A 20,939-nucleotide genomic window follows, 5' to 3' on the forward strand; every position below is an offset into this window, starting at 1 on the left:
AATCAATAGCCATTGTCTATTGCTATTTTCAATTAAACTTTAAATGTTAGTTGCTTTGATCAATGATGCGATGAATGGCTTGATGCGCCATTTTGCTGACCTCATGTCGGCTAATGTCGGGAACGTCTAGGCTCACCGTTGGCAACAGGGTCAGCTCAATGCTGCCTTTTCGCATGCCCAATACCTGCCACACTGACTGTAAGAGGCTAATGCCGTCTATATAGGCGGGCCGCGTGGTGCGGTTGCCAAGCTCGTCATAAAATTTAATGGCTATGGGTTGGACAGGCGCCGACACATTTAGTGCCGACTGAAATAAACTAGATTTAAATAAACGCATGTTTAAGCCATTAGACGTACGGGCTTCGGGGAAGACGGCGATGGTGCGATTGGCCTGAAGAGCGGCTTCGATGTGGGCATTGATTTTGGCCGTGTCTTTACGCTCGTTGCGGTTAATGAAGACCGTGCCCTGATGCGTGGCTAAAGGGCCAATCAGCGGCCATTTTTGGATTTCTTGCTTGGCCACGAAGTTCATATTATAGGCTGACTCTAAAGCCACTATGTCTAGCCAAGACACATGGTTGGCCACCACTAAGTGACCGGCTAAATGGGTGGGGCGAATGCCTTTAACGTCTATGCTCAACTTTAAAATATTGAGGCATTTGCGGCAGTATTTTTGGGTATAGCGCGTCGATTTTTCCTGATCTTTTTGTCGAAATACCCAGCTGAGCACCAGAACGGTGCTGATGAGCCAGAAGGCGAGGCGTGCCAGCCGAATGAGGCGAATGATTTTGGGCGTACTTTTTGGGGTCATAATAGGGTTTTCTTGGGTTGCTTTTGGCACACGGGGCAATAAAAGCTCGTGCGTTGGCCGATCTTGATTTGTTCGATTTCATGGCCACAAGTTCGGCAAGCCATTTTGGCGCGGCCATAGACGCAGTATTCTTGCTGAAAATAACCCGCTTGGCCATCGCTGCCGACAAAATCGCGCAAGGTGCTGCCCCCCGTTGCAATGGCTCGCTGCAAAACGGCTTTAACCTCTCGCACTAAGGCTTGGCACTTGGCCTTGCTGACCAGTTTGGCTGGCGTGAGTGGGTGGATGCCGGCGCGAAACAAGGCTTCGTTGGCGTAGATGTTGCCCACGCCCACTAAAAGATGATTGTCCATCAAGGCCAGTTTAATCGCGCGCTTTTGTTGTTGCAGCTTGGCATAAAAATCGGCGCTGTTAAACTCATCGCTTAACGGTTCTGGGCCCAGCTTGCTTAATAAGGGGTGATGTTCAGCGACGCCGTTAAACCATAAAATAGCCCCAAAACGGCGTGGATCTTTGTAACGCAAGAGCGTGCCGTCGGTGAATACAATGTCGACGTGGTCATGTTTTTGCGGGGGAACATCGGCATCATGGTGGATGCGCAGGCTACCGGACATGCCCAAGTGGATGATGAGCACGCCGGTGGGCAGCTGAATCAAAAGATATTTGGCCCGCCGGCTGACCGACAGCACGGGTTCTGCCGCTAGCTGCTCGCTTAAATCCTCAGGGATGGGCCAGCGTAACTTTGGCTGCCTAACGGTTGCGTAAGCAATGGTCTTGGCGGTAATGTGAGGGCTGATGCCCCGCTTGGTGGTTTCGATTTCCGGTAGTTCTGGCATAGGGTAGATCAATAGTGTGGGTAAAAAAGTATTGTAGCAGTTAAACTTGTGTCCTGTGGCGATGGTCATAGCTTTAGCGTAGTGATATAAAGCATAATGACATAAAGCCAGTATTTGCGTCATGATCTGACTAAGGTCTGGCTCAAGATGCCCATAGAATCGTTAATTAAATGAGAAGAGAATCAATGCTTAAACCCATGGTAATGGCCCTAATGGTCTTGTTTGGTGGTCAGGCTCTGGCCGCGGCTAAGCCTTCTGAAGTGGCGCCAATGAGTGCGCCAGATGTGATTGAAAAGACACAAATTGGTCCCGTTGAAGTGGTTAATACTTATGTTGTGCCAAATAATTTGATTAAGGCCGAGCGCCAAGCCAGCGGTTTATTGGGCATTTTGTCGAGTGAAATCATGTTGCAAAAAGGCCAAGTAGGGACGGCCTTAAATAGCTATGGTTATATGTTGCAAAACACCAAAGATCCCGCCGTGGCTGAACGCGCGGTCGACATTGCTTTGGCGATTCCTGATTTGGCTCGCGCCCGCCAATTGTTGGCTCAGTGGCAGCAGCTAGAACCGCAGGCCAGCCCAGCTCAAGTGCGGGCGCAGTGGGAATACGACCTCATGACTCAGCAGCTGAATAATGTGTTCGAGCGTTTGCCTGCGGTATTAGAAGACGCGAGCCTATCGCAGGCGCGGCGCATTTTCTTATACATGGCCCAGCTGACGGTCGACAATACCGATTACAGCCGTCAGGGTTATCCTGCCGTGCATAAAGCGGCCCAGAAATACCCCGAACTAGAAGAAGCCGTGATGGCAGAGGCGATTTATGCCGGTCTGTCAGGTAAAACACGTGCTTCGATTGCCGGCTTGACTAAGTTGGCCCAGCTAGACCCCATGCTGTCCCCACGCAGTCAGGTGACCTTAAGCCTGTTGGCGAATAAGGTCCCTGGCCTGTTGACGACGTTCTTCTCTAAGGTTGACGCGCGTGATTTGTCTTACGGTTGGCAAAAACTTCAGGTTGATGTCTTGCTAAAAGCGAATAAAGGCAACGAAGCTTACGCCAAGATGAAAGAGCTGCTGCAAAAAGAGCAGGATAATGCCGATCTCTACGTGGAAGCTGGCTATATCGCTCAGCAACTGCAGCGCCCTCGGGCTGAAGTGGCCGCTCATTTTGATCGTGCCTATGCGCTAGGTGATGCGACGCAAAAAAGTAAGGTGGCGATGCTTGCTGGAGTGAATGCTTTGGATGGCGACGATGTAGAGCGTGCCAAAACCTGGCTGAAAAAAGTAGACAGTGAGCGCTACGCCTTCGACAAAAATATTTACCTGACTTTGATTGCGCTGAAAGAAGAGGCTTATGCCGATGCTAAGGGCTATTTGGCGGCGGCCAAGCCTCATGTGGCGCAGGGCATTGTGTTTAATGAGTCTGATTGGCTGCGTGCCGATTTAATGCTGATGCATGCGCAAAAAGCGCCGCCGCAAGCGCTATTGACTCATTTAACCAAATTGATTGACCGTGAGATGGCCAAAGGCCAAAAGGCCAATCAGGCCGTCTTGGCCGTCTTGCTCTACGATCGAGGCATCATCTATGCGGATAAGCTGAAGCAGCCAGAGGCCGCGATTGCCGACTTTGCAAAAGTGCTGGTGTGGCAGCCTAAGGATGCCGAAACCTTAAACGCCATGGGCTATACCATGCTGTTCATTCCTGGGCGCATGAATGATGCGATTGAACACATTGAAGCGGCCTATGTATTGTCACCAAACTCACCTACGGTAAACGACAGCTTAGGCTGGGCCTATTATCTACAGGGTAAGCCAGAGGCTGCTGAGCCTTATTTGAAGGTGGCCTACGATCGCTTCCCCGACACAGAGGTGGTGTTGCACTATGTCGAAGTGCTGTGGCAGCTCGGTAAGCATCAAGAGGCGCAGCGCGTGGCGGATAAAGCCTTGGCCGATCCAGAGTCAGCTGAGCGCGTTCGGGCGCTGATGCAGCGCTTGGCCAAGCCTTAAGGAGCCGCTGGGATGAAACATTGGTTAAAAAAAGGGTTATTGGGCGCAGCGGTTCTGGCCTTGGGCGCGTGTAGTGTCTTTGATGGCCCGAAAGAAGCCATGCCTTGGCGCGCTTCAGAGGGCCTGCAAGAAAGCTTTTATGCTGAGGGTCGCCTGGCGGTTAAGATTGAAGAAAAAGGCTCGTATGCGCCTTTTGAATGGCTGGTGACCGTTGACAAGCAGGAAGTTGAAGTGAAGTCGCCCTTGGGTAATACGGTTGGCATCCTGTGTGAAGACGCTCAAGGTGTGATTGCCGCCGGCAATAATGAAATATATGAAGACGACAGCGCCGAGGCCCTTAGTCAACGCCTATTGGGCTTTAGTCTGCCTTTAGATAAGCTACACTATTGGGCCAATGGTCAGTGGCTGCCGAATGAGCCTCATCATATTGACGGCAGCGGCCGCTTGCAGCAGCTGGGTTGGACCATAGAGCGCGCCGCCACGGTGGGCGAAGCTAAGCCGCGCCTATTGGTGCTGGAGCGCCCAGGGCTGACGCTGCGGCTGGTGTTTGATGAGTTTGCTGAGGCGCCAGAAGGCACTGAGGCGCTGTGTCGTATTCGTTCGAAATAATACTAGATGGGTTAGGATCACCATGGTTGCACATGCAGTAGCGGCCGGCGCCAGCGCATACGCGGCTCCGGCTAAATTAAATTTGATGTTGAAAATTGTGGGCCGTCGTGACGATGGCTACCATCTATTGGAAACGGTGTTTCGTTTTGTGGATTTGAACGACACCGTGTATTTGAAGGTGCGTGACGACGGCCAGATCGTGTTGCATACCCTCATCGAAGGGGTGGCGCCAGAGCAAGATTTAAGCGTGCGCGCTGCGCGTTTATTGCAGCAAAAAAGCGCTAGCCGCCTCGGTGCCGACATCTGGGTAGACAAAAAAATACCCATGGGCGGCGGCTTGGGTGGGGGCAGTTCTGATGCGGCGACCGTTCTTTTGGCTTTAAATCATCTGTGGAAAGTGCATTTTTCACGTCCTGAACTGATTCAACTTGGGGTGGGTTTGGGGGCGGATGTGCCGGTTTTTTTGTATGGACGAAATTCTTTTGCAACGGGCGTTGGCGAGGAATTGACCCCGGTTTCTTTGGAAAAACAATGGTATGTGATTGTGCGCCCGAATGTGCACGTAGAAACCGCGAAAATATTTGCACATGAGGGGTTGACAAGGAATTCAATCCCCAGCATAATGCGAACCCTCACAACAACGCAGCAACGTCACAACGACATGCAGGACGTGGTGGTGAGTGAGTATCCTCAGGTTGCCGAAGCGTTAGACGCGCTGACAAAATTCGGTCAACCCCTGATGACAGGCTCTGGTTCATGTGTCTTTTTAGAGATCGAATCAGAAGGTGAGGCAAGACAAGTTTATCAAGCTTTGTCTGAGCAGCAATATGAAGTGTACTGTGTTCAAGGTTTATCAGAACATCCGCTTCTAAGCTTAGGCTAGGTTTATTGGGGTGTCGCCAAGTGGTAAGGCACTGGATTTTGATTCCAGCATTCGTAGGTTCGATCCCTACCACCCCAGCCAAATAATAAAAAAAGCGTGTAAGGTGACTTACACGCTTTTTTTATGTCTTTTTTTAATGTGTTGTGAAAATGTTTCTGGCGTGCGGCTTTATTTGGTTTGCTTGGCAGAAGCGTGTATCATGGCATGCGGTGTGAAAAAGCACACTTTAAACCATATTTTTATGGGCTTAAGTATGAAACAAAAAACGAAATTAAACGTGAGCGAAGGTAAAATGGCTGCATATGATAGTTTGATGGTGTTTACGGGCAATGCTAACCCTGAGTTGGCCGTTAACGTAGTAAAACACCTAGATATTTCAATTGGTCGCGCGTCTGTTGGCCGTTTTTCTGATGGTGAAGTAGCGGTTGAATTGCTGGAAAACGTACGCGGTCGCGACGTGTTCATCTTGCAACCTACCTGCGCCCCCACCAACGATAACTTGATGGAAATTTTGACCATGGCCGATGCGCTTAAGCGTGCTTCTGCTGGTCGTATTACCGCTGCCATTCCTTATTTTGGCTATGCACGTCAAGACCGTCGTCCTCGTTCTGTTCGTGTCCCTATTTCTGCTAAGCTTGTGGCCAATATGCTGTATTCAGCCGGCGTTGACCGTGTGTTGACCGTTGACCTACATGCTGACCAAATTCAAGGCTTTTTCGACATCCCCGTGGACAACGTTTACGCCACCCCGATTCTGACCAACGACATCATCCAGCAACGCATGGAAAATGTGACCGTGGTGAGCCCAGACATCGGTGGCGTGGTTCGTGCCCGTGCCGTGGCGAAAATGCTGCATGCCGATCTAGCCATCATCGACAAACGTCGTCCTAAAGCCAACGTGGCTGAGGTGATGAACATCATCGGTGACATCGAAGGCCGTACTTGTGTGATCGTGGACGACATGATCGACACCGCCAACACCCTATGTAAAGCCGCTTCTGCGCTAAAAGAGCGCGGCGCCGCTCGCGTGTTGGCTTATGCAACCCATCCTGTGTTCTCAGGTGAAGCGGTTGCCCGTATTAATTCATCAGACATTGACGAAGTGGTCATCACCGATACCATTCCTTTGAGTGCTGAAGCCAAAGCTTCACCGCGCATTCGTCAGGTAACCATTGCTGGCTTGATGGCCGAAACCGTTCGCCGCATCAGCAATGAAGAGTCAGTGTCTTACCTCTTTAATGAGGAATTGGTTACGCCAGGTTCATTCCTGCCGTAGGCATTGCCGACTGGTCGCGGTTTGGCAGTGTTTTTTTAACTTTAGGAGTTTTATACTATGTCATACGAAATTAAAGCTACCCTACGCGAAGAGCAAGGCACTGGTGCGAGCCGCCGCCTACGTCGCGAAGGTAAACTACCTGCAGTAATCTATGGTGATAATCAAGAAGCCAAAGCCATTACTGTTGAACACAATGCTGTTTTCTACGCGTTGCAAAACGAAAGCTTCCACAGCTCTGTGTTGAAAATTGAATTGGAAGGCAAAACCAGCGAAGTCATCGTACGTGATTTCCAAATGCATCCGTTCAAACCTGCGGTACAACACATTGACTTCCAAGTGGTTAACGCTAAAGAAGAAGTTAAAGTACGTGTGCCACTACACATTGTGAACGCTGATAAATCACCTGCCGTTAAGCTACAAGGCGGCCGTATTTCTCAGTTGATCAGCATGATCGAAGTGATTGCTCTGCCTACCGCTATTCCTGAGTTCTTGGACTTAGACGTGCTTAAAGCCGTTGGTGGTCAAGTATTGCACATCTCTGACATTAAATTCCCAGAAGGTGTTAAATCTGTTGCTTTGGCTCGTGATACCGACTTGGCCGTGGCTTCTGTGTCAGGCAAAGGCCGTGCCATTGTTGAAGACGAAGAAGAAGCGCCTGCTGAAGAAGCACCAGCAGCTGAATAAGCTTAACGCTTGTGTTAAAAAACCCGCGTGTTGCACGCGGGTTTTTTTGCGTCTGGGCTAAAGAGCCCGCGCTGTGGTGAATTAGGCGTTAATGTGTGACATTGGTCAGGGTTTGCGCGGCCTTGGCTTGGGCCTTGGCGCAATCAGGGTTATACTATTAAGCAGACAGAATAAAATGGAAAAAGGAGGGTGCATATGTACAAACATCTTGTGGTGGCCGTAGACGGCAGTAATACCAGCTTATTGGCTTTAAAACACGCATCAGAATTGGCCGTATTGTTACAGGCGAAACTGACCTTGGTAACCGTGGCGAATCCAACCGAATACATGGCCTTGGCGCCAGAGTTTTTACAGCACGGTAATTATGAAGAAACCGCCCGCGTTCAAGGGCAGGCCGTTTTAGATGCTGCCTTGGCCGCAGCGCGCGCCGATGGCGTCACCGAATTAGACAGCCACATGGCTATTTCCAGCAAGGGTGCAAAAGACATGGCGCAGCTGTTGGTGAACTATGCGAATGAACATGGCGCCGACGCCATTGTGCTGGGCACTCACGGGCGATCAGGCTTGATGCACTTGCTCATGGGCAGCTTTGCTGAAACCGTGATGCGCTTGAGCACTTTGCCGTTGTTGGTGATCCGTAACGATCAACAAGAATCCACTCAGGACGATGATTAAGCTTAAGCCTTAAATCGTGCGCTGAATAAAAGCCTGATGCTTGCATCAGGCTTTTTTGCGACTGGCTGCGCTCTGGCGGCCATTTGACGTATAATTGAGGCATCTGAATCAATCGCATGCTGCCCTTGGGTGGCGTACTGGGAAATGGGATGTTGATGCAAGTAGAAGCAACCGTAAATGAACGCCGCTTTGGGGGCATTGCACGCTTATATGGCGCGCCCGCTTTGGCCTATTTTGCTCAGGCGCACGTGTGCGTGGTGGGCTTGGGTGGCGTTGGCTCATGGGTGGTGGAGGCCTTGGCCCGCACCGGAGTGGGGCGGCTGACCATCATTGATCTAGACAATGTGGCGGAATCAAACATCAATCGCCAGCTGCCGGCCGTGGATTCTCAGCTAGGTAAGCCTAAAGTCATGGCTTTGGCTGAGCGCGTGTTTGACATTAATCCTCAGTGCCAGGTGCGGCAAATTGAAGATTTTGTCACTGAAGAGAATCTGGCCGACTACTTGCCAGCCGACTGTGACTTTGTGGTGGATGCCATTGATCAAGTGCGGGTGAAGGCGGCCATGGCTAACTATATGGTTCGTCATAAAATACCGTTTGTGGTGTCCGGCGGCGCGGGTGGGCAGAAAAACCCAGCCTTGATTCAAAGCGCCGATTTAGGCGCCGTCAAGCAAGATCCGCTCTTGGCGAATATGCGCTATACCTTAAAAAAACGGTACGGCTTTAGCCGCGATTTAAGCAAAAAAATGCGCGTGCCGTGCGTGTTTTCTACCGAGCAAATTACCCCGCCGCAGGTGGCCGAAGCTTGTGCCAGCGATGCCGCCCCGCAAGGCCTATCTTGCGCAGGCTACGGCGCCAGTATGATGGTCACGGCCACGTTTGGCCTACATTGTGCTCAGGCGTGTATTGATGCCTTAGTGAAACAATCTCAGGCACAGCTGGCCAAGGCTGGCTCATGACGGTTCACGACGCAGCCCTAGGCGTGCCGTTGGCTCATGTGTTTGGGCAGCCAGTGTTGGACGTGCCGCAGGATTTATTCATTCCACCTGATGCTTTGAAGGTGGTGTTGGAAAGTTTTGAAGGCCCGTTGGATTTGCTGTTGTATTTGATCCGTAAGCAAAACATGGACGTGCTGAATATTCCCATGGTGGCCATTACCGAGCAATATTTGGCTTACATCAGCGGCATGCAGCAGCACCAGCTGGATTTGGTGGCCGAGTATTTGCTGATGGCGGCCATGCTGATAGAGATTAAATCACGCTTATTGCTGCCGAAGCTGCATCAGGCTGAGGATGAAGAAGAAGATCCGCGCGCTGAGCTGGTGCGCCGCCTTTTGGCCTATGAACAAATGAAGCTGGCCGCAGCAGGATTGGATGAATTGCCCCAGGCTGGGCGAGATTTTGCTTGGGTGGTGATGCATTTAGAAGGTGATGCGGTGGCGCCACAGCTGCCCGATGTGTGCGTGGCAGACTTAAAACAGGCGTGGCTGGCGATTTTATCGCGCGCCAAACACACTCAAAGTCATCAGGTTCAAACCGAAACCTTGTCGGTGCGGGCGCAGATGACGCATATCTTGCAGCAGTTGCAGACGAGCGGCTCGGCAGTGTTTGAGGCTTTTTTTGACATCGAAGCCGGCGTGACCCATCTGGTGGTGAGTTTTATCGCCGTGTTGGAGCTGGTGAAAGAAGGCCTGATTCGGATTGTGCAAGAGGCGCCTTATCGGCCGATCTGGGTACACGGCAGTGGCTCCTCAGCCTCACTGTAAAGAATAAAGAGAGACTAAATATGAAGGTTGTGAATCCCAAAGTACACGAAACCTTGCGAGATCATTATATGATTTTACCGCACTGTAAAGCTCTAGGTTTGCGCTATGACGGCGTTGAGGGTGACGCCATTGTGCTGAGCTTACCTTGGCAAAAGGTGCTTAACGGCGCCGATGGTGCCATGCATGGCGGACCTTTAGCGACGCTGGTTGACGTGGCTTGCGCCATCTCGGTGACGGCGTGGCTGCCTCAGTTTGAGGCATTGGCCACTTTAGACATGCGCTTGGATTTTTTACGTCCAGTGCGGCCTAACGTCCCTGTCGTGGCGCGCGCCGTGTGTGAACGGGTAGAGGGCATGATTGCCTACGTGAAGGCCGAGTGCCATCAAGAAGGAGAGTCTGAGCCAGTGATGTTGTGTACTGCTGCCTTCATTCGCTCACCGTTGCCGCGTGCGGTTTTGGAGGCTTGGACATGAGTTTTATAGAACGCAAAAGCGCTACGGCCACTTTGTATCAGCACATGCCGTACGCTCAATGGATTGACATGCGGGTAGGGCATGATGCGGCGCATGCGCAGCTGTGCCACTTGCCTTTTCGTGCCGATTTAATCGGCAATACGGTTTTGCCGGCTTTACACGGCGGCCTGATGGCAGGCTTTTTGCAGTCGGCGGCGTGGGTGGGTGCTTTTGGTGCAGCTGAAGGGCCGGTGAAACTATTGGATTTTTCGCTGGACTATTTACGCCCGGGATTGGCTCAGGATGCTTATGCTGATTTTGACATTGTGCGCATAGGCCAGCGCATCGTTAATGTGCAGGTGCGCATGTGGCAAAGCGATAAGGCTAAATTAATCGCCACGGCGCGGGCGCATTTTGAGCGCGTGTAGTTGAAATGAAGATCATAAAAAAGCAAACCGTTTGGTTTGCTTTTTTTGTGGGTGGGGATGGTGTAAAGCGCAGCGTGCCTACCGTTTTGAATTATTTAATTAATAGCATTAATAATGCTTCGGTTACTTTGCTATTGATTAGTCGTTTTGTTTCGCCTACAGGCGAAAGGCAACCTTTAATCAATAGCGATATGGCCGAAGCACTGACGGTCGATTGAATACAAATGACCAACAAGCCATGATCGTTCATCATCGTTCACAGCAAACACGGCTCATTGGCGCAAAAGGCCACTAAGTGATCAATGAGGGCGCGTACCCGTGCCGGCACATAGCGCTGCTGCGGCCAGACCACGTACACCTCACGCGGTTTGCCCGCCCATTCGGGCAAGATATGCACCAGGCTGCCTTCGTTGAGGTGGGCCTGGCTCAGATGAGGTTGCGTAAAGGCGATGCCCATGCCCGCCGCGGCCATGCTGATGGCCAAATTTAATTCATTGACGTGAAATCGAGCTTGGGGCTGAAAGTGCCGTTGTGCTTCGCTGTGCTGCTGATAGAGCGTCCACGTATGTAGAGGGAAGGCCGTGATCAAGGCCTGTTGGGGTAGGTTGTCGATGCTGATCGGGCCTGCTTGCTCACAGTAGTGGGGAGACGCCACCAAAATAGCCGGTGCAATGCTGCCCAGACAGCGCATATTGAGGTCGGAGTCGGGCAGGGGGCCAAAACGAATGGCTAAGTCCGCGCCAGTGTCGATGAGGCTTTGGGTGTGGTTGTTGAGGCTGAGGTCGAGCTTAATGTCGGGATGGGCTTGCATGAAGCTGGCCCAGGCTGGCGCTAGGAGGCTGTTGGCAAGATTGACTGGCGCGAGTACGCGTAGTGGCCCGGCGATTTCGTGAAAGTTTTTATGCAGTTGGTCGGTGGTTTGCTGGAGGGCATTCAGCAGGGGTTGGCACTGTTCGTAATACTGCCAGCCTTCGGGTGTGGGCGTCATGTTGCGCGCCGTTCGGGTTAAAAGCTTGTGGCCTAGCTTTTGCTCCAGCTTTTGCAGGCGTCGCGTCAGGGTCGAGGCGGGTATGCCGTTGAGTTCGGCGGCGGCGTTGAGGCTGCCGCAGCTGACTATTTGGGTGAAAAGGGCTAGGTCATCCAGCATAATGATTCCATTTTTGGAATTTAAGAATTAATTAATCAATATATTATTAAAAATGGAAGGTGTCTATACTCAGCGTCATCTTAATGATTGATGAAAGGGAATAAAGCCATGTCCGATTTATTTAAATATCGAATGATTTTTTCAGCCATGATGTCTTGCTTAATGGCAGGCCTGATGACGGGGTGGGTGACTTGGTTGAATTTGGGTTCAGCATTTACGCTTGAGCGTTGGGGTGGTGCGTTTGTGACGGCTTGGCCGGCAGGGTTTACGATTGTGTTGTTAGGGGCGCCCACGGTTCAGCGCTTAGCCGCAGGTGCGTTTGAACGCGTGGTGGGCAAGCCGTTGGCCGCCAATAAATAAAGTTTCTTCAGGCCGCCTGAGCGTCAGCGCTCAAGCGGCCAGATGATGGTTAAATCAGCGCAGTGGGTGCAGTGATCACGCCGTTGCGATCAACGTAGACATAGTGGCCTGGCGTGAAGGTGACGCCGCCAAACTGAATGGGCAGGTTAACCTGGCCTTCGTCTTTACGTACTGATTTAATCGGCACGGCGCCTAGGGCTGCGATGCCGATGTCTAAGGTGGCTAAGGCATCCACGTCGCGGCAGGCGCCGTAGATTAACACCCCGGCCCAATGATTTTTAACCGCGCTGGCGCCAATCATGTCGCCAATGAGGGCATTTCTCAGGCTGCCGCCGCCGTCGACAACCAAGACTTTGCCTTCGCCGTCGGTATTCAATAGCGATTTGACCTTGCTGTTGTCTTCAAAGCATTTGACGGTAATGATTTGGCCGCTAAAAGCCGATCGGGCACCATAGTGGTGCCAGTGTAGGCCCGTCACCACGCTGACGCTGTCAGGATGGTCGTCGCATAGATCGCAGGTGATAAAGTCCGTCATCAGTCTCTCCTTTAAGTCATGATGGCTGTTGTACATTGCTTATGGGATCAGTATAGACCGACTGTTTGCAGCTGTCATGGGCGTAAACGTAAAAAAGCCCGTACGTTGAGCGTACGAGCTTAGTGTGGGGTCCTCCGCATGTGCCGTCTTGGCCGATCCGCTTGAACCTTGCTGACAAGGTTGACCGCTCCTGGATAGTTTTGGGGATACTTCTAAAAAGAAGCGTCACACGCCTACTATGCGCCTGGCAGTCGAAAAGCGAATTATTGGTTCAAAGGAATTGAGCCATCGCGAACACTGCAGAGGAAAAACTTTGGGGTGGAAGGTTACTTGGGTGCAGAAGCAAGGGCTTCGTCACACAGGCGACTCATGTGGGTGATTTTGTGTTCCAAAGTGGCCACATCCAGTCCACCACTTATGGTTAATTTTAACAAATCATGGGCTAAGTTTAAAGCCGCAATGATGGCTATTTTGTCCGTTTCGACAATACGGCCTTGTTTCGTAATGGTATCTATTTTGTCATTCAACATGTCGACGGCCTGTAACAGCGTACGGCGTTCAGCCTCAGGCGTGGCGATGGTGAAGGTGCGACCCATGATGGTGATGTCTACCGGTGTTGGATTCATGCTTGTGGCTCCTCAGGGGATGAAGTGGGCAATCGATTCATGAGGGCACGCACGTCTTCAGCGCTTTGGGCAATGGTGGCCAAAAGGGTTTGGTTGCGCGCTTTAAGCGCATGAATGCTTTGCTCAGCACTTTGCTGCAGGTCGTTTAGGGCTTGGTCGCTGTCGAGGGCAAGCTGTTGCTTTTCTGCCGTCAATTTTGATACCTGAGCGCTTAAGGCCTGGTTGGCTAAGGTCAATTCATTCATCTTGGCTGTCATTTTGACAATGCAAGATTCTAAGTAGTCTAGTTCACGTTCCATAATGTCAGGATAGCTTTTCGGATGGGTTTCGTCAATGTTTATCGACCCGCTCAAAGCCAGATGAGCCTTGTAAAATCTGGCTTTGGGGCGGATGTGGATGGACTCTTTAGGTCAGAGAGCCTGCTCATAAGATGGAGTGCGTTTTGGCCAAAACGTTCAATCTTCCTGCTTGGGGTCGCGCATCATCAGCTGTTCGGCCACGGCCTTTACCTTGATGTGGCCATCTAGCAATTGGCTGATGATGGCGGTGATGGGCATGTCGATGTTTTTGCTCTGAGCCAAGCGTGCGACTTCCTTAGTGGTTTTCACGCCTTCCGCTACGTGGCCAAGCTCGGCCAAAATCGTCGGTAAGCTCTTGTCTTCGGCCAGCTTCAGACCAACGGTGCGGTTGCGCGACAGGTTGCCCGTACAGGTTAAAATCAGATCGCCCATGCCGGCTAAACCCATGAGTGTGGTATTTTGGGCACCGCTGGCGATGGCAAGGCGATTGATTTCGGCCAAGCCCCGCGTCATCAAGGCTGCGCGAGCATTGAGGCCGTAGTTAAGGCCGTCTGCGATGCCGGTGGCGATTGCCATGACGTTTTTAACCGCGCCACCGATGGCAGCGCCAATGATGTCGGTGTTGGCGTAAAGACGTAAGGTTTGGTTGTTGAGCTGCTGGGCGACGTCGGTAATCCATGCCTCATTTGGGGCGGCCAGGGTCACGGCGCAAGGTAGGCCTTGGGCCAGCTCTTGCGCAAAACTCGGGCCAGAAAGGGCGCCGTAGCAGGCATGCTCTGGGTAAACGTCGAGAATGACTTCATGTGGCAATAGGCCGGTGCCTTCTTCAAAGCCTTTACAGGCCGTGATGATGGGCGTGTGGGTAAAGTCATGTGCCAATAGCGTCGGGCGTAGGCCCGCTACCGATGTGGCGATCAACACTAGGTCGGCTTCGGCGCAAGCGGCAGCCAAAGACGGGGCAATAGATAGCCCAGCGGGAAACGCAAAGCCGGCTAAATAGCGTTCATTGGTACGAGACTGTGCCATTTGGGCACAGTCTTCGGGATTGCGCGTCCATAAAGACACTTGGTGTTCGGCAGCAAAGTGGATGGCTAGGGCCGTACCCCACGCACCGGCGCCAATCACGGCAATATTCATCATGACAAGGTTCTTTATGCGGATATAAGAGGGTTTAAATTCTAACAAAAATAATCGCCGTTTAGCGAAATACTTGGCTTTACGCTGATTTTTATCGTAAATTCTGCGTGGGCTAGCGAAAATTTTAGTGGTATATCGTGCGTTTTAAAAGTATCATATGCGCTATTAGTGCGGCTTACTGTTGAAAAGACACGTAAAAACCGCACATTTTTACTAGAAATGAAGCTGGCTTGATGGGTGTTACGCATTGATTAAGCTAGTGATTTGGTTAATATAGTTAATTTTTTGAAATAAATAGATAGGAAACTCTAATTTTTTTCGGTACAATCTCACCGAATTAGAACTTTCCTCATTTTGAAAGGTGTAAAGGAATCTTATTATGGAAAATATCGAACAGCGCGTAAAAAAAATCGTTGCCGAACAATTGGGCGTTAACGAAGCTGAAGTTAAAAATGAATCTTCTTTCCAAGATGATTTGGGCGCTGACTCTTTAGACACTGTTGAATTGGTTATGGCTTTGGAAGAAGCATTTGAGTGCGAAATTCCTGATGAAGAAGCAGAAAAAATCACCACAGTACAACAAGCCATCGATTTCGTACAAGCAAATCTTAAGTAAGTCTTGTCGATAGGTGCAAGCCTCTGTTTCGTTTGCTTAAGCTGATGGCTTAAGCCAGCTAAACAGAGGTTTTTTACTTTTTTGGGATCAAGTATGAGTAAAAGAAGAGTAGTCATTACTGGTTTAGGCCACGTGTCGCCAGTGGGTAACGATATTGCGACAGGCTGGGCAAATTTGCTGGCTGGTAAAAGTGGTATCGATACCATTACCCGATTTGATGCATCTAATCTTGCCTGTCAGTTTGCCGGGGAAGTAAAAGATTTTGATGTGACTCAGTATATTTCGAGCAAAGACGCGCGCCGCATGGATGTGTTCATCCATTACGGGATTGCTGCCGCTTTGCAAGCGATTGATGATGCACAGCTGGATGATATTCCAGGCCTAGACAAAACCCGTGTGGGGGTCAATATTGGCTCCGGCATCGGTGGGTTACCCATGATTGAAGAGACTGGTCGTCAGGCAGAAGCCAGCGGCCCGCGTAAAATCAGCCCATTCTTTATTCCCGGTTCGATCGTGAACATGATTGCCGGTAACGTGTCGATTCTTAAAGGCTATCAAGGCCCAAGCTACGGCATTGTGTCTGCTTGCACCACCGGTACCCACTGTATTGGTGACTCTGCGCGCATGATTCAATACGGTGACGCCGACATCATGGTGGCGGGCGGTGCTGAAGGCGCGGTGACCATGTTAGGCATTGGCGGCTTTGCGGCTTGTAAAGCCTTGTCTACCCGCAATGACGATCCTAAAACGGCTTCGCGTCCTTGGGATAAGGGCCGCGATGGCTTTGTGATGGGTGAGGGTGCCGGCGTTTTGGTGTTGGAAGAATACGAACACGCCAAAAAACGTGGCGCGACCATTTATGCTGAGCTGGTTGGCTTTGGCATGAGTTCTGATGCCCACCACATTACTGCACCAGTCGAAGACGGTTCTGGCGCCGCTTTGGGCATGAGCAATGCCTTGCGTGATGCTGGCTTAAACCCAGAAGACGTGGATTACGTGAATGCTCACGGTACGTCTACGCCTTTAGGTGACGTGGCTGAAACCACGGCCGTGAAGCGTACCTTTGGCGATCACGCTAAAAATTTGGTAGTGAATTCGACTAAATCAATGACGGGTCACCTTTTGGGTGGTGCTGGCGGCGTTGAGGCGGTGTTCTCAGCCTTGGCCGTGCATCACCAAATTTCACCCCCGACCATCAACATCTTTGATCAAGATATTGAAGGCGGCTGTGACCTAGACTATTGTAAAGAAGGTGCGCGCGAGATGACGATTCGTGCGGCGATTTCAAACTCGTTTGGGTTTGGCGGCACCAACGGTACTTTGGTGTTCAAGAAAATCTAAGCGACACGCGTTAGATTAAAAAGGCTGTCTGAATCCGTTCAGGCAGCCTTTTTGTTAGAAAGAGTGATTAGTACATGAGAATATTATTACAAAGGGTGCGTCAGGCTGCGGTGACGGTCGACGCCGAAACCATAGGCGAAATTGGCGCTGGCGTTTTGCTGCTGGTGGGCGTGGGGCCAGACGACAACGAGGCTGATGTGGCTTATTTGGTGAAAAAAATCAGCAAGCTGCGGATTTTTGATGACGCCGCAGGCGTGATGAATCTGTCTCTATTGGATACCGGCCTAGAGGCGTTGGCCGTGAGCCAGTTCACCCTGTTTGCCCAAACCCATAAAGGCAATCGTCCCTCTTATGCCCATGCGGCTCCGCCAGACATTGGCCTGCATTGGTTTAATGTATTTGTGCATGAGCTGTCGCAGGCCTTGGGCAAGTCGGTGCCTACTGGTGAGTTTGGCGCCGACATGCAGGTGGCCTTGGTCAATGATGGGCCGGTCACGCTGTGGCTGGACAGCCAAGTTCGTTAAACCGCTTACAGCAGCACGCTGCCCAGCAAAAAGCCAAACGCCACCGACAGCGTAATCGCCACCACGCCCGGAATTAAAAACGGGTGGTTAAATATATAGCGACCGATGCGGGTAGAGCCTGTGTCGTCGATTTGGACGGCGGCAATCAGCGTTGGGTAGGTGGGCAGAATGAACAGCGCCGACACGGCTGCAAAAGACGCCACCGCAGTAAGCGGGCTGACGCCCAGAAGCAGCGCCGCTGGCATGATGGCTTTGGCCGTGGCCGCCTGAGAATATAAAAGCGTGGAGGCAAAAAACAGCACCACGGCCAGCAGCCACGGCGCATCTTGCAATAGGGCGCCGGCCACGTCTTTGATGTCCTCTAGATGGGCCTGCACAAAAGTATCGCCCAGCCACGCCACGCCTAAGACGCAAATACAGGCGCTCATGCCCGATTTAAACGTACTGGCGTTGAGGATGGCAGCGGTGTCGACATGGCAAAATAGGGTAATGGCGGTGGCGATACTGAGCATAAACACCACAATGGCGTCGTCTCGCCCTAAAGTCGGGTCGCTGATCAGGCCAACCGAGGGGCTGATGGCGGTGGCGTACAGCATCACGGCTAGGATGCCGAGTAAAAACAGCAGCACAGAACGTTTGGCTTGAGGCTTAAGCGCCTGGGCGTGAACGCGTTCGGCGCTGACCAGCCCACGCGCCAAACGATCTTGATAGATGGGGTCGTCTTTGAGTTCAACGCCCAAGAAGTTACTCAATAAGGCGGTGAGCATCACGGCGGCAAACGTCGTGGGTAAGACGATGGCCAATAAGGTCAGATAGCCTACGCCCAGCGGCTCAAGCAGCCCAGCCACAAACACCACTGCTGCTGAAATAGGCGAGGCGGTGATGGCGATCTGCGAGGCCACGACGGCGATGGACAACGGCCTCGACGGCCGAATGCCTTGGCCTTTGGCGACTTCGGTGATGACGGGGAGGGTGGAAAAGGCGGTGTGGCCAGTGCCGGCCATGATGGTCATGCTGTAGGTGACGATGGGGGCCAGAAAAGTGATGTATTTAGGGTGTTTGCGCAGCAGCTTTTCGGCCAGGCTAACTAAATAATCCATCCCGCCGGCCACCTGCATGGCGGCAATGGCGGCGATCACCGCCATGATGATTTGGATCACATCATAGGGTATGTGCCCAGGCTTGATGTCGGCCAGGAGCGTCAACAGCAACACCCCTAAACCGCCGGCAAAGCCAATCCCAATCCCGCCAAGGCGGGCCCCTAAATAAATTGCCATTAAGACAATGACAAATTCGAACGCCAACATGATTTGCTCCTAGAATAGGAGTGGCATGGTTACTGTCACTCAATTAGTAAACCGTAATGCCTGGCGCCAAATGGTTAGGGCAAGGCCTCCACGCCTTGTCCCGAGCTGTGGCTATCCTGTTCTGCGGCCGCTGCCGGCGTGTCGATCACGGCGGGGGCGGCAGGTTCAATGACGGGACGCTCAAGTTGACCATCGGTCCAGTTAAGGGGGATTAAATCGCCCTTAATGCTATTTTTTCCCGTGCTGTTGACGCACGAGATGCAGTTGTCTAAGCCCGACTGATTGGCCAATACTTTGGACACCAGCGCATCGTTTACCGGTTTGCCGGTTTCTTTTGACCACGCTTTAATCGTGGCCAATAGCTTAGGTTTGTCTAAATTCTTTTGGAAGTAGGGGTCTTTATAGGCCGCCAACCATAACCGACCGTCGGCGTCTTGGTTCAGCGACGCCATTTGGTAGATCACCGACACTTCGGTTTCGCGCTGCACTTTGGCCGCTACTTCTAAAGCCTCTGGACTTTTCATGCGTACGCAGCCGTGGCTACGCACGCCAGGAATCACGCTCGGTGCATTGGTGCCGTGGATGCCCAGGCCCAGTTTCGGATCGCCAAAGCGAATGAAGACGGGGCCTAAAGGGTTTTTCGGGCCGGGGGCGATGGTTTGCACTGGGGTTTGGCCTTTGGCGCGCATTTCTTTTTGGATGGATTGCGGCACGTGCCAGGTCGGATTGCGATGAGTCGCGCCTATTTTATAAGAGCCAAGCGGGGTTTTGGTGGCGTTCTTGCCAACCACAATAGGGTACACCTTGACGATTTTGTTGTTTTCGTAGAAAAACAATCGTTGTTGCGGTACGTTGACCACAATGTGTTGGAGGGATTCGCTGGGCGCAACGTCGGGCAGGAGTTCGCCAGCAAAAGCCAAAGATGTACTGCCACAGATGAGCGTGGTTAGTAAGAGACGTTTCATAAAGACCCCTCAGTATTAATAGAGTTATTTCAAATCATCATAACTGAAATTGGTCAAAAAAATGTTAGAATAACGCTCTATTTTGAGAATGTTTGATTAAATATTACTTTTCGGATGGTTTCTGTGTCTAATATAGCAAAAATTGAATCACTTGATCATGAGGGTCAAGGGGTTGCCCACGTCGATGGCAAAACCATCTTCATCAGCAATGCGCTGCCTTATGAAACGGTTGAGTATCGGTCTTACCGTCGTAAGGCGGCTTTTGAGCTGGCCGATTCGGTCGAAATTTTGTCGGCCTCTTCGGCGCGTGAAGTGCCTGAATGTCCTAATTATGGCGTGTGCGGTGGCTGTTCGATGCAGCATGTGGCGTTTCAAACCCAAGTGGCGGTTAAACAACGTATTTTGGAAGACAATTTAAGCCACATCGGTAAGGTGAAGCCCGAAGTGATGCTGCCGCCGATTGCTGGGCCTGCATGGGGCTACCGCCATCGCGCGCGGATGTCGGTGAAGTGGGTGGCCAAAAAAGAATCGGTGCTGGTGGGGTTTCACGAGCGTCGTGCGCCTTATATCTTAGACATGCACGAATGCCGTATTTTGCCTAAGCACGTGTCCGACTTGATTGATCCATTGCGTGAAGTGATCGCCAAACTGTCGATTTACAACCGCATGCCGCAAATTGAATGGGCGGTGGGCGAGCATGTGACGGTGATGGTGTTCCGAGTGATGGACCCGATGACGCCGGCGGATGAGGACATCATGCGTGCCTTTATTGATGCCCACACGACTGAAGCCAACCCGCTCCAGCTGTGGCTACAGCCTAAGGGGCCAGACACCGTGTACCCTTTCTACCCAGAGGTGACGCATCCTTTAACCTACGAGTTGGTCAATTTCGGCATTGAAATGCCTTATCATCCAACCGAGTTTACCCAGGTCAACCCCAGCATTAATGAGGTGATGGTGAGTCGCGCGATGCGTTTACTGGACCCTCAGCCGGGCGAGCGCATTGCCGACATGTTCTGCGGCATTGGTAACTTTACGTTGCCGATTGCCTCTTACAACACCACCGTGGTCGGCATTGAAGGCTCTGAGGCCTTGGTGAAACGCGCCAAAGAAAACGCCGTTCACAACGGCTTGGCGGATCGGGTTGAGTTCCAAGTGGCCAACCTGTTCTTGGTGACCGAAGAAAGCGTAGCGGCCTTAGGCCACTTTGACAAAATGTTAATCGATCCACCACGCGATGGCGCTTTTGAGCTGGTGAAGGCGCTCCAGTACGAAACCATGCCGCAGCGCATTGTGTACGTGTCGTGTAAGCCTGCCACCTTGGCGCGAGATGCCGCTGTATTGGCCGGTAAGGGTTATCACTTCAAGCATGCGGGCATCATCAATATGTTCCCGCACACGGCCCACGTTGAGTCGATCGGGGTATTTGAAAAAATGAACCCGGAAGATGCTGCCGTGGCACACGCCAAAGAAGCGATTAGGGCTCAGGCTGAAGCCGAAGCCAAGGCCATCCAAGATGCACGCATTAAAGAAGCCAAAGCCGCTAAGGCCGCCGCGAAGGCGGAGAAAAAAGCCTTAGAAGCAGCGAAGGCTGCCCAAGCCGAAGCCGATAAAGGCGCTGCTGACGTGTAGTTGTTGATTGCGTCCCCAAAGCCGAGTC

General features: G+C 51.8%; 25 protein-coding genes, 1 tRNA gene and 1 other RNA gene. 17 read left to right on the forward strand and 10 right to left on the reverse strand.

All coding sequences use genetic code 11. The features are described 5' to 3' along the window. Positions 1 to 46: 46 nt before the first annotated feature. A complete protein-coding gene (locus tag AB8Q18_01290; GenBank protein ID XDZ51715.1) occupies positions 47 to 811 on the reverse strand; it encodes a lysophospholipid acyltransferase family protein in 765 nt (254 codons plus the stop codon). After that, a complete protein-coding gene (gene mutM / locus AB8Q18_01295; GenBank protein ID XDZ52882.1) occupies positions 808 to 1,647 on the reverse strand; it encodes a bifunctional DNA-formamidopyrimidine glycosylase/DNA-(apurinic or apyrimidinic site) lyase in 840 nt (279 codons plus the stop codon). Before mutM ends, AB8Q18_01290 begins: the two co-directional genes overlap by 4 nt. A 185-nt stretch (positions 1,648 to 1,832) precedes the next feature. Here mutM and AB8Q18_01300 point away from each other — a divergent pair, with 185 nt between their 5' ends. The 12 genes from AB8Q18_01300 to AB8Q18_01355 all read left to right on the forward strand — a co-directional run bounded on the left by AB8Q18_01300 (position 1,833) and on the right by AB8Q18_01355 (position 10,640). Next, positions 1,833 to 3,650: a tetratricopeptide repeat protein gene (locus AB8Q18_01300; protein ID XDZ51716.1), complete on the forward strand. Its 1,818-nt coding sequence runs from the start codon at positions 1,833 to 1,835 to the stop codon at positions 3,648 to 3,650. 12 nt (positions 3,651 to 3,662) lie between these two features. Next, entirely contained in the window at positions 3,663 to 4,259 is a 597-nt protein-coding gene (locus AB8Q18_01305) for an outer membrane lipoprotein LolB (protein XDZ51717.1), read from the forward strand. Between the two features lie 22 nt (positions 4,260 to 4,281). After that, positions 4,282 to 5,142: a 4-(cytidine 5'-diphospho)-2-C-methyl-D-erythritol kinase gene (gene ispE / locus AB8Q18_01310; protein XDZ51718.1), complete on the forward strand. Its 861-nt coding sequence runs from the start codon at positions 4,282 to 4,284 to the stop codon at positions 5,140 to 5,142. Positions 5,143 to 5,148: 6 nt separating this feature from the next. Then, a tRNA-Gln gene (locus AB8Q18_01315) sits at positions 5,149 to 5,223 on the forward strand. Positions 5,224 to 5,434: 211 nt separating this feature from the next. Continuing rightward, on the forward strand, positions 5,435 to 6,418 hold the full coding sequence (locus tag AB8Q18_01320) for a ribose-phosphate pyrophosphokinase (protein XDZ52883.1): 984 nt from the start codon (positions 5,435 to 5,437) through the stop codon (positions 6,416 to 6,418). Between the two features lie 57 nt (positions 6,419 to 6,475). Continuing rightward, positions 6,476 to 7,102, forward strand: a complete 627-nt coding sequence (locus tag AB8Q18_01325) for a 50S ribosomal protein L25/general stress protein Ctc (GenBank protein ID XDZ51719.1) — start codon at positions 6,476 to 6,478, stop codon at positions 7,100 to 7,102. A gap of 195 nt (positions 7,103 to 7,297) precedes the next feature. After that, positions 7,298 to 7,777 carry a universal stress protein gene (locus AB8Q18_01330; GenBank protein XDZ51720.1) on the forward strand — a complete coding sequence of 160 codons (480 nt, stop codon included), beginning with the start codon at positions 7,298 to 7,300 and terminating at the stop codon, positions 7,775 to 7,777. A 155-nt stretch (positions 7,778 to 7,932) separates the two neighbouring features. Continuing rightward, positions 7,933 to 8,736 carry a ThiF family adenylyltransferase gene (locus AB8Q18_01335; GenBank protein ID XDZ51721.1) on the forward strand — a complete coding sequence of 268 codons (804 nt, stop codon included), beginning with the start codon at positions 7,933 to 7,935 and terminating at the stop codon, positions 8,734 to 8,736. Then, positions 8,733 to 9,542 carry a ScpA family protein gene (locus tag AB8Q18_01340; GenBank protein ID XDZ51722.1) on the forward strand — a complete coding sequence of 270 codons (810 nt, stop codon included), beginning with the start codon at positions 8,733 to 8,735 and terminating at the stop codon, positions 9,540 to 9,542. The genes AB8Q18_01335 and AB8Q18_01340 overlap by 4 nt, the downstream gene beginning before the upstream one ends. Before the next feature lie 20 nt (positions 9,543 to 9,562). Beyond that, positions 9,563 to 10,015, forward strand: coding sequence for a PaaI family thioesterase (locus tag AB8Q18_01345; GenBank protein XDZ51723.1), 453 nt, complete (start codon positions 9,563 to 9,565; stop codon positions 10,013 to 10,015). Next, positions 10,012 to 10,422: a PaaI family thioesterase gene (locus AB8Q18_01350; GenBank protein ID XDZ51724.1), complete on the forward strand. Its 411-nt coding sequence runs from the start codon at positions 10,012 to 10,014 to the stop codon at positions 10,420 to 10,422. Before AB8Q18_01345 ends, AB8Q18_01350 begins: the two co-directional genes overlap by 4 nt. Before the next feature lie 5 nt (positions 10,423 to 10,427). Then, the gene (locus AB8Q18_01355) at positions 10,428 to 10,640 is read left to right on the forward strand and encodes a hypothetical protein (protein ID XDZ51725.1); all 213 of its coding nucleotides are present in this window, start codon (positions 10,428 to 10,430) and stop codon (positions 10,638 to 10,640) included. A gap of 38 nt (positions 10,641 to 10,678) precedes the next feature. On the opposite strand, the gene AB8Q18_01360 is transcribed toward AB8Q18_01355, so the two are convergent. Continuing rightward, entirely contained in the window at positions 10,679 to 11,569 is an 891-nt protein-coding gene (locus AB8Q18_01360) for a LysR family transcriptional regulator (protein ID XDZ51726.1), read from the reverse strand. A 108-nt stretch (positions 11,570 to 11,677) separates the two neighbouring features. On the opposite strand from AB8Q18_01360, the gene AB8Q18_01365 reads away from it, so the two are divergent. Then, complete coding sequence (locus AB8Q18_01365) at positions 11,678 to 11,929, forward strand: DUF2798 domain-containing protein (GenBank protein XDZ51727.1); 252 nt, start codon at positions 11,678 to 11,680, stop codon at positions 11,927 to 11,929. Between the two features lie 49 nt (positions 11,930 to 11,978). Here AB8Q18_01365 and rraA read toward each other — a convergent pair whose 3' ends face one another. The 5 genes from rraA to AB8Q18_01390 form a co-directional block, all read right to left on the reverse strand. Continuing rightward, positions 11,979 to 12,464, reverse strand: a complete 486-nt coding sequence (gene rraA, locus AB8Q18_01370; GenBank protein ID XDZ51728.1) for a ribonuclease E activity regulator RraA — start codon at positions 12,462 to 12,464, stop codon at positions 11,979 to 11,981. Positions 12,465 to 12,591: 127 nt separating this feature from the next. Then, a non-coding RNA gene (gene ssrS / locus AB8Q18_01375) (6S RNA) lies at positions 12,592 to 12,773 on the reverse strand. 17 nt (positions 12,774 to 12,790) lie between these two features. Next, a complete protein-coding gene (locus AB8Q18_01380; protein XDZ51729.1) occupies positions 12,791 to 13,090 on the reverse strand; it encodes a cell division protein ZapA in 300 nt (99 codons plus the stop codon). After that, complete coding sequence (locus AB8Q18_01385) at positions 13,087 to 13,443, reverse strand: hypothetical protein (protein ID XDZ51730.1); 357 nt, start codon at positions 13,441 to 13,443, stop codon at positions 13,087 to 13,089. Before AB8Q18_01385 ends, AB8Q18_01380 begins: the two co-directional genes overlap by 4 nt. A 102-nt stretch (positions 13,444 to 13,545) precedes the next feature. Then, a complete protein-coding gene (locus tag AB8Q18_01390; protein XDZ52884.1) occupies positions 13,546 to 14,526 on the reverse strand; it encodes an NAD(P)H-dependent glycerol-3-phosphate dehydrogenase in 981 nt (326 codons plus the stop codon). 379 nt (positions 14,527 to 14,905) lie between these two features. On the opposite strand from AB8Q18_01390, the gene acpP reads away from it, so the two are divergent. The 3 genes from acpP (at position 14,906) to dtd (ending at position 17,007) form a co-directional block, all read left to right on the forward strand. Continuing rightward, positions 14,906 to 15,142, forward strand: a complete 237-nt coding sequence (gene acpP, locus AB8Q18_01395; GenBank protein ID XDZ51731.1) for an acyl carrier protein — start codon at positions 14,906 to 14,908, stop codon at positions 15,140 to 15,142. 93 nt (positions 15,143 to 15,235) lie between these two features. Beyond that, positions 15,236 to 16,483: a beta-ketoacyl-ACP synthase II gene (gene fabF / locus AB8Q18_01400; protein ID XDZ51732.1), complete on the forward strand. Its 1,248-nt coding sequence runs from the start codon at positions 15,236 to 15,238 to the stop codon at positions 16,481 to 16,483. 74 nt (positions 16,484 to 16,557) lie between these two features. After that, entirely contained in the window at positions 16,558 to 17,007 is a 450-nt protein-coding gene (dtd, locus tag AB8Q18_01405; protein ID XDZ51733.1) for a D-aminoacyl-tRNA deacylase, read from the forward strand. Between the two features lie 5 nt (positions 17,008 to 17,012). Here dtd and AB8Q18_01410 read toward each other — a convergent pair whose 3' ends face one another. Both AB8Q18_01410 and AB8Q18_01415 read right to left on the reverse strand, forming a co-directional pair. After that, entirely contained in the window at positions 17,013 to 18,314 is a 1,302-nt protein-coding gene (locus AB8Q18_01410; protein XDZ51734.1) for an anaerobic C4-dicarboxylate transporter, read from the reverse strand. 74 nt (positions 18,315 to 18,388) lie between these two features. Further along, on the reverse strand, positions 18,389 to 19,279 hold the full coding sequence (locus tag AB8Q18_01415) for a L,D-transpeptidase (GenBank protein ID XDZ51735.1): 891 nt from the start codon (positions 19,277 to 19,279) through the stop codon (positions 18,389 to 18,391). Between the two features lie 123 nt (positions 19,280 to 19,402). Here AB8Q18_01415 and rlmD point away from each other — a divergent pair, with 123 nt between their 5' ends. Beyond that, positions 19,403 to 20,911 (forward strand): 23S rRNA (uracil(1939)-C(5))-methyltransferase RlmD, encoded by a 1,509-nt coding sequence (gene rlmD / locus AB8Q18_01420; protein ID XDZ51736.1) that lies wholly within the window; start codon positions 19,403 to 19,405, stop codon positions 20,909 to 20,911. Positions 20,912 to 20,939 lie beyond the last annotated feature (28 nt).

Source organism: Neisseriaceae bacterium CLB008 (genome assembly GCA_041228285.1).
In the GTDB taxonomy this organism is placed as follows: Bacteria; Pseudomonadota; Gammaproteobacteria; order Burkholderiales; family Neisseriaceae; genus JAGNPU01.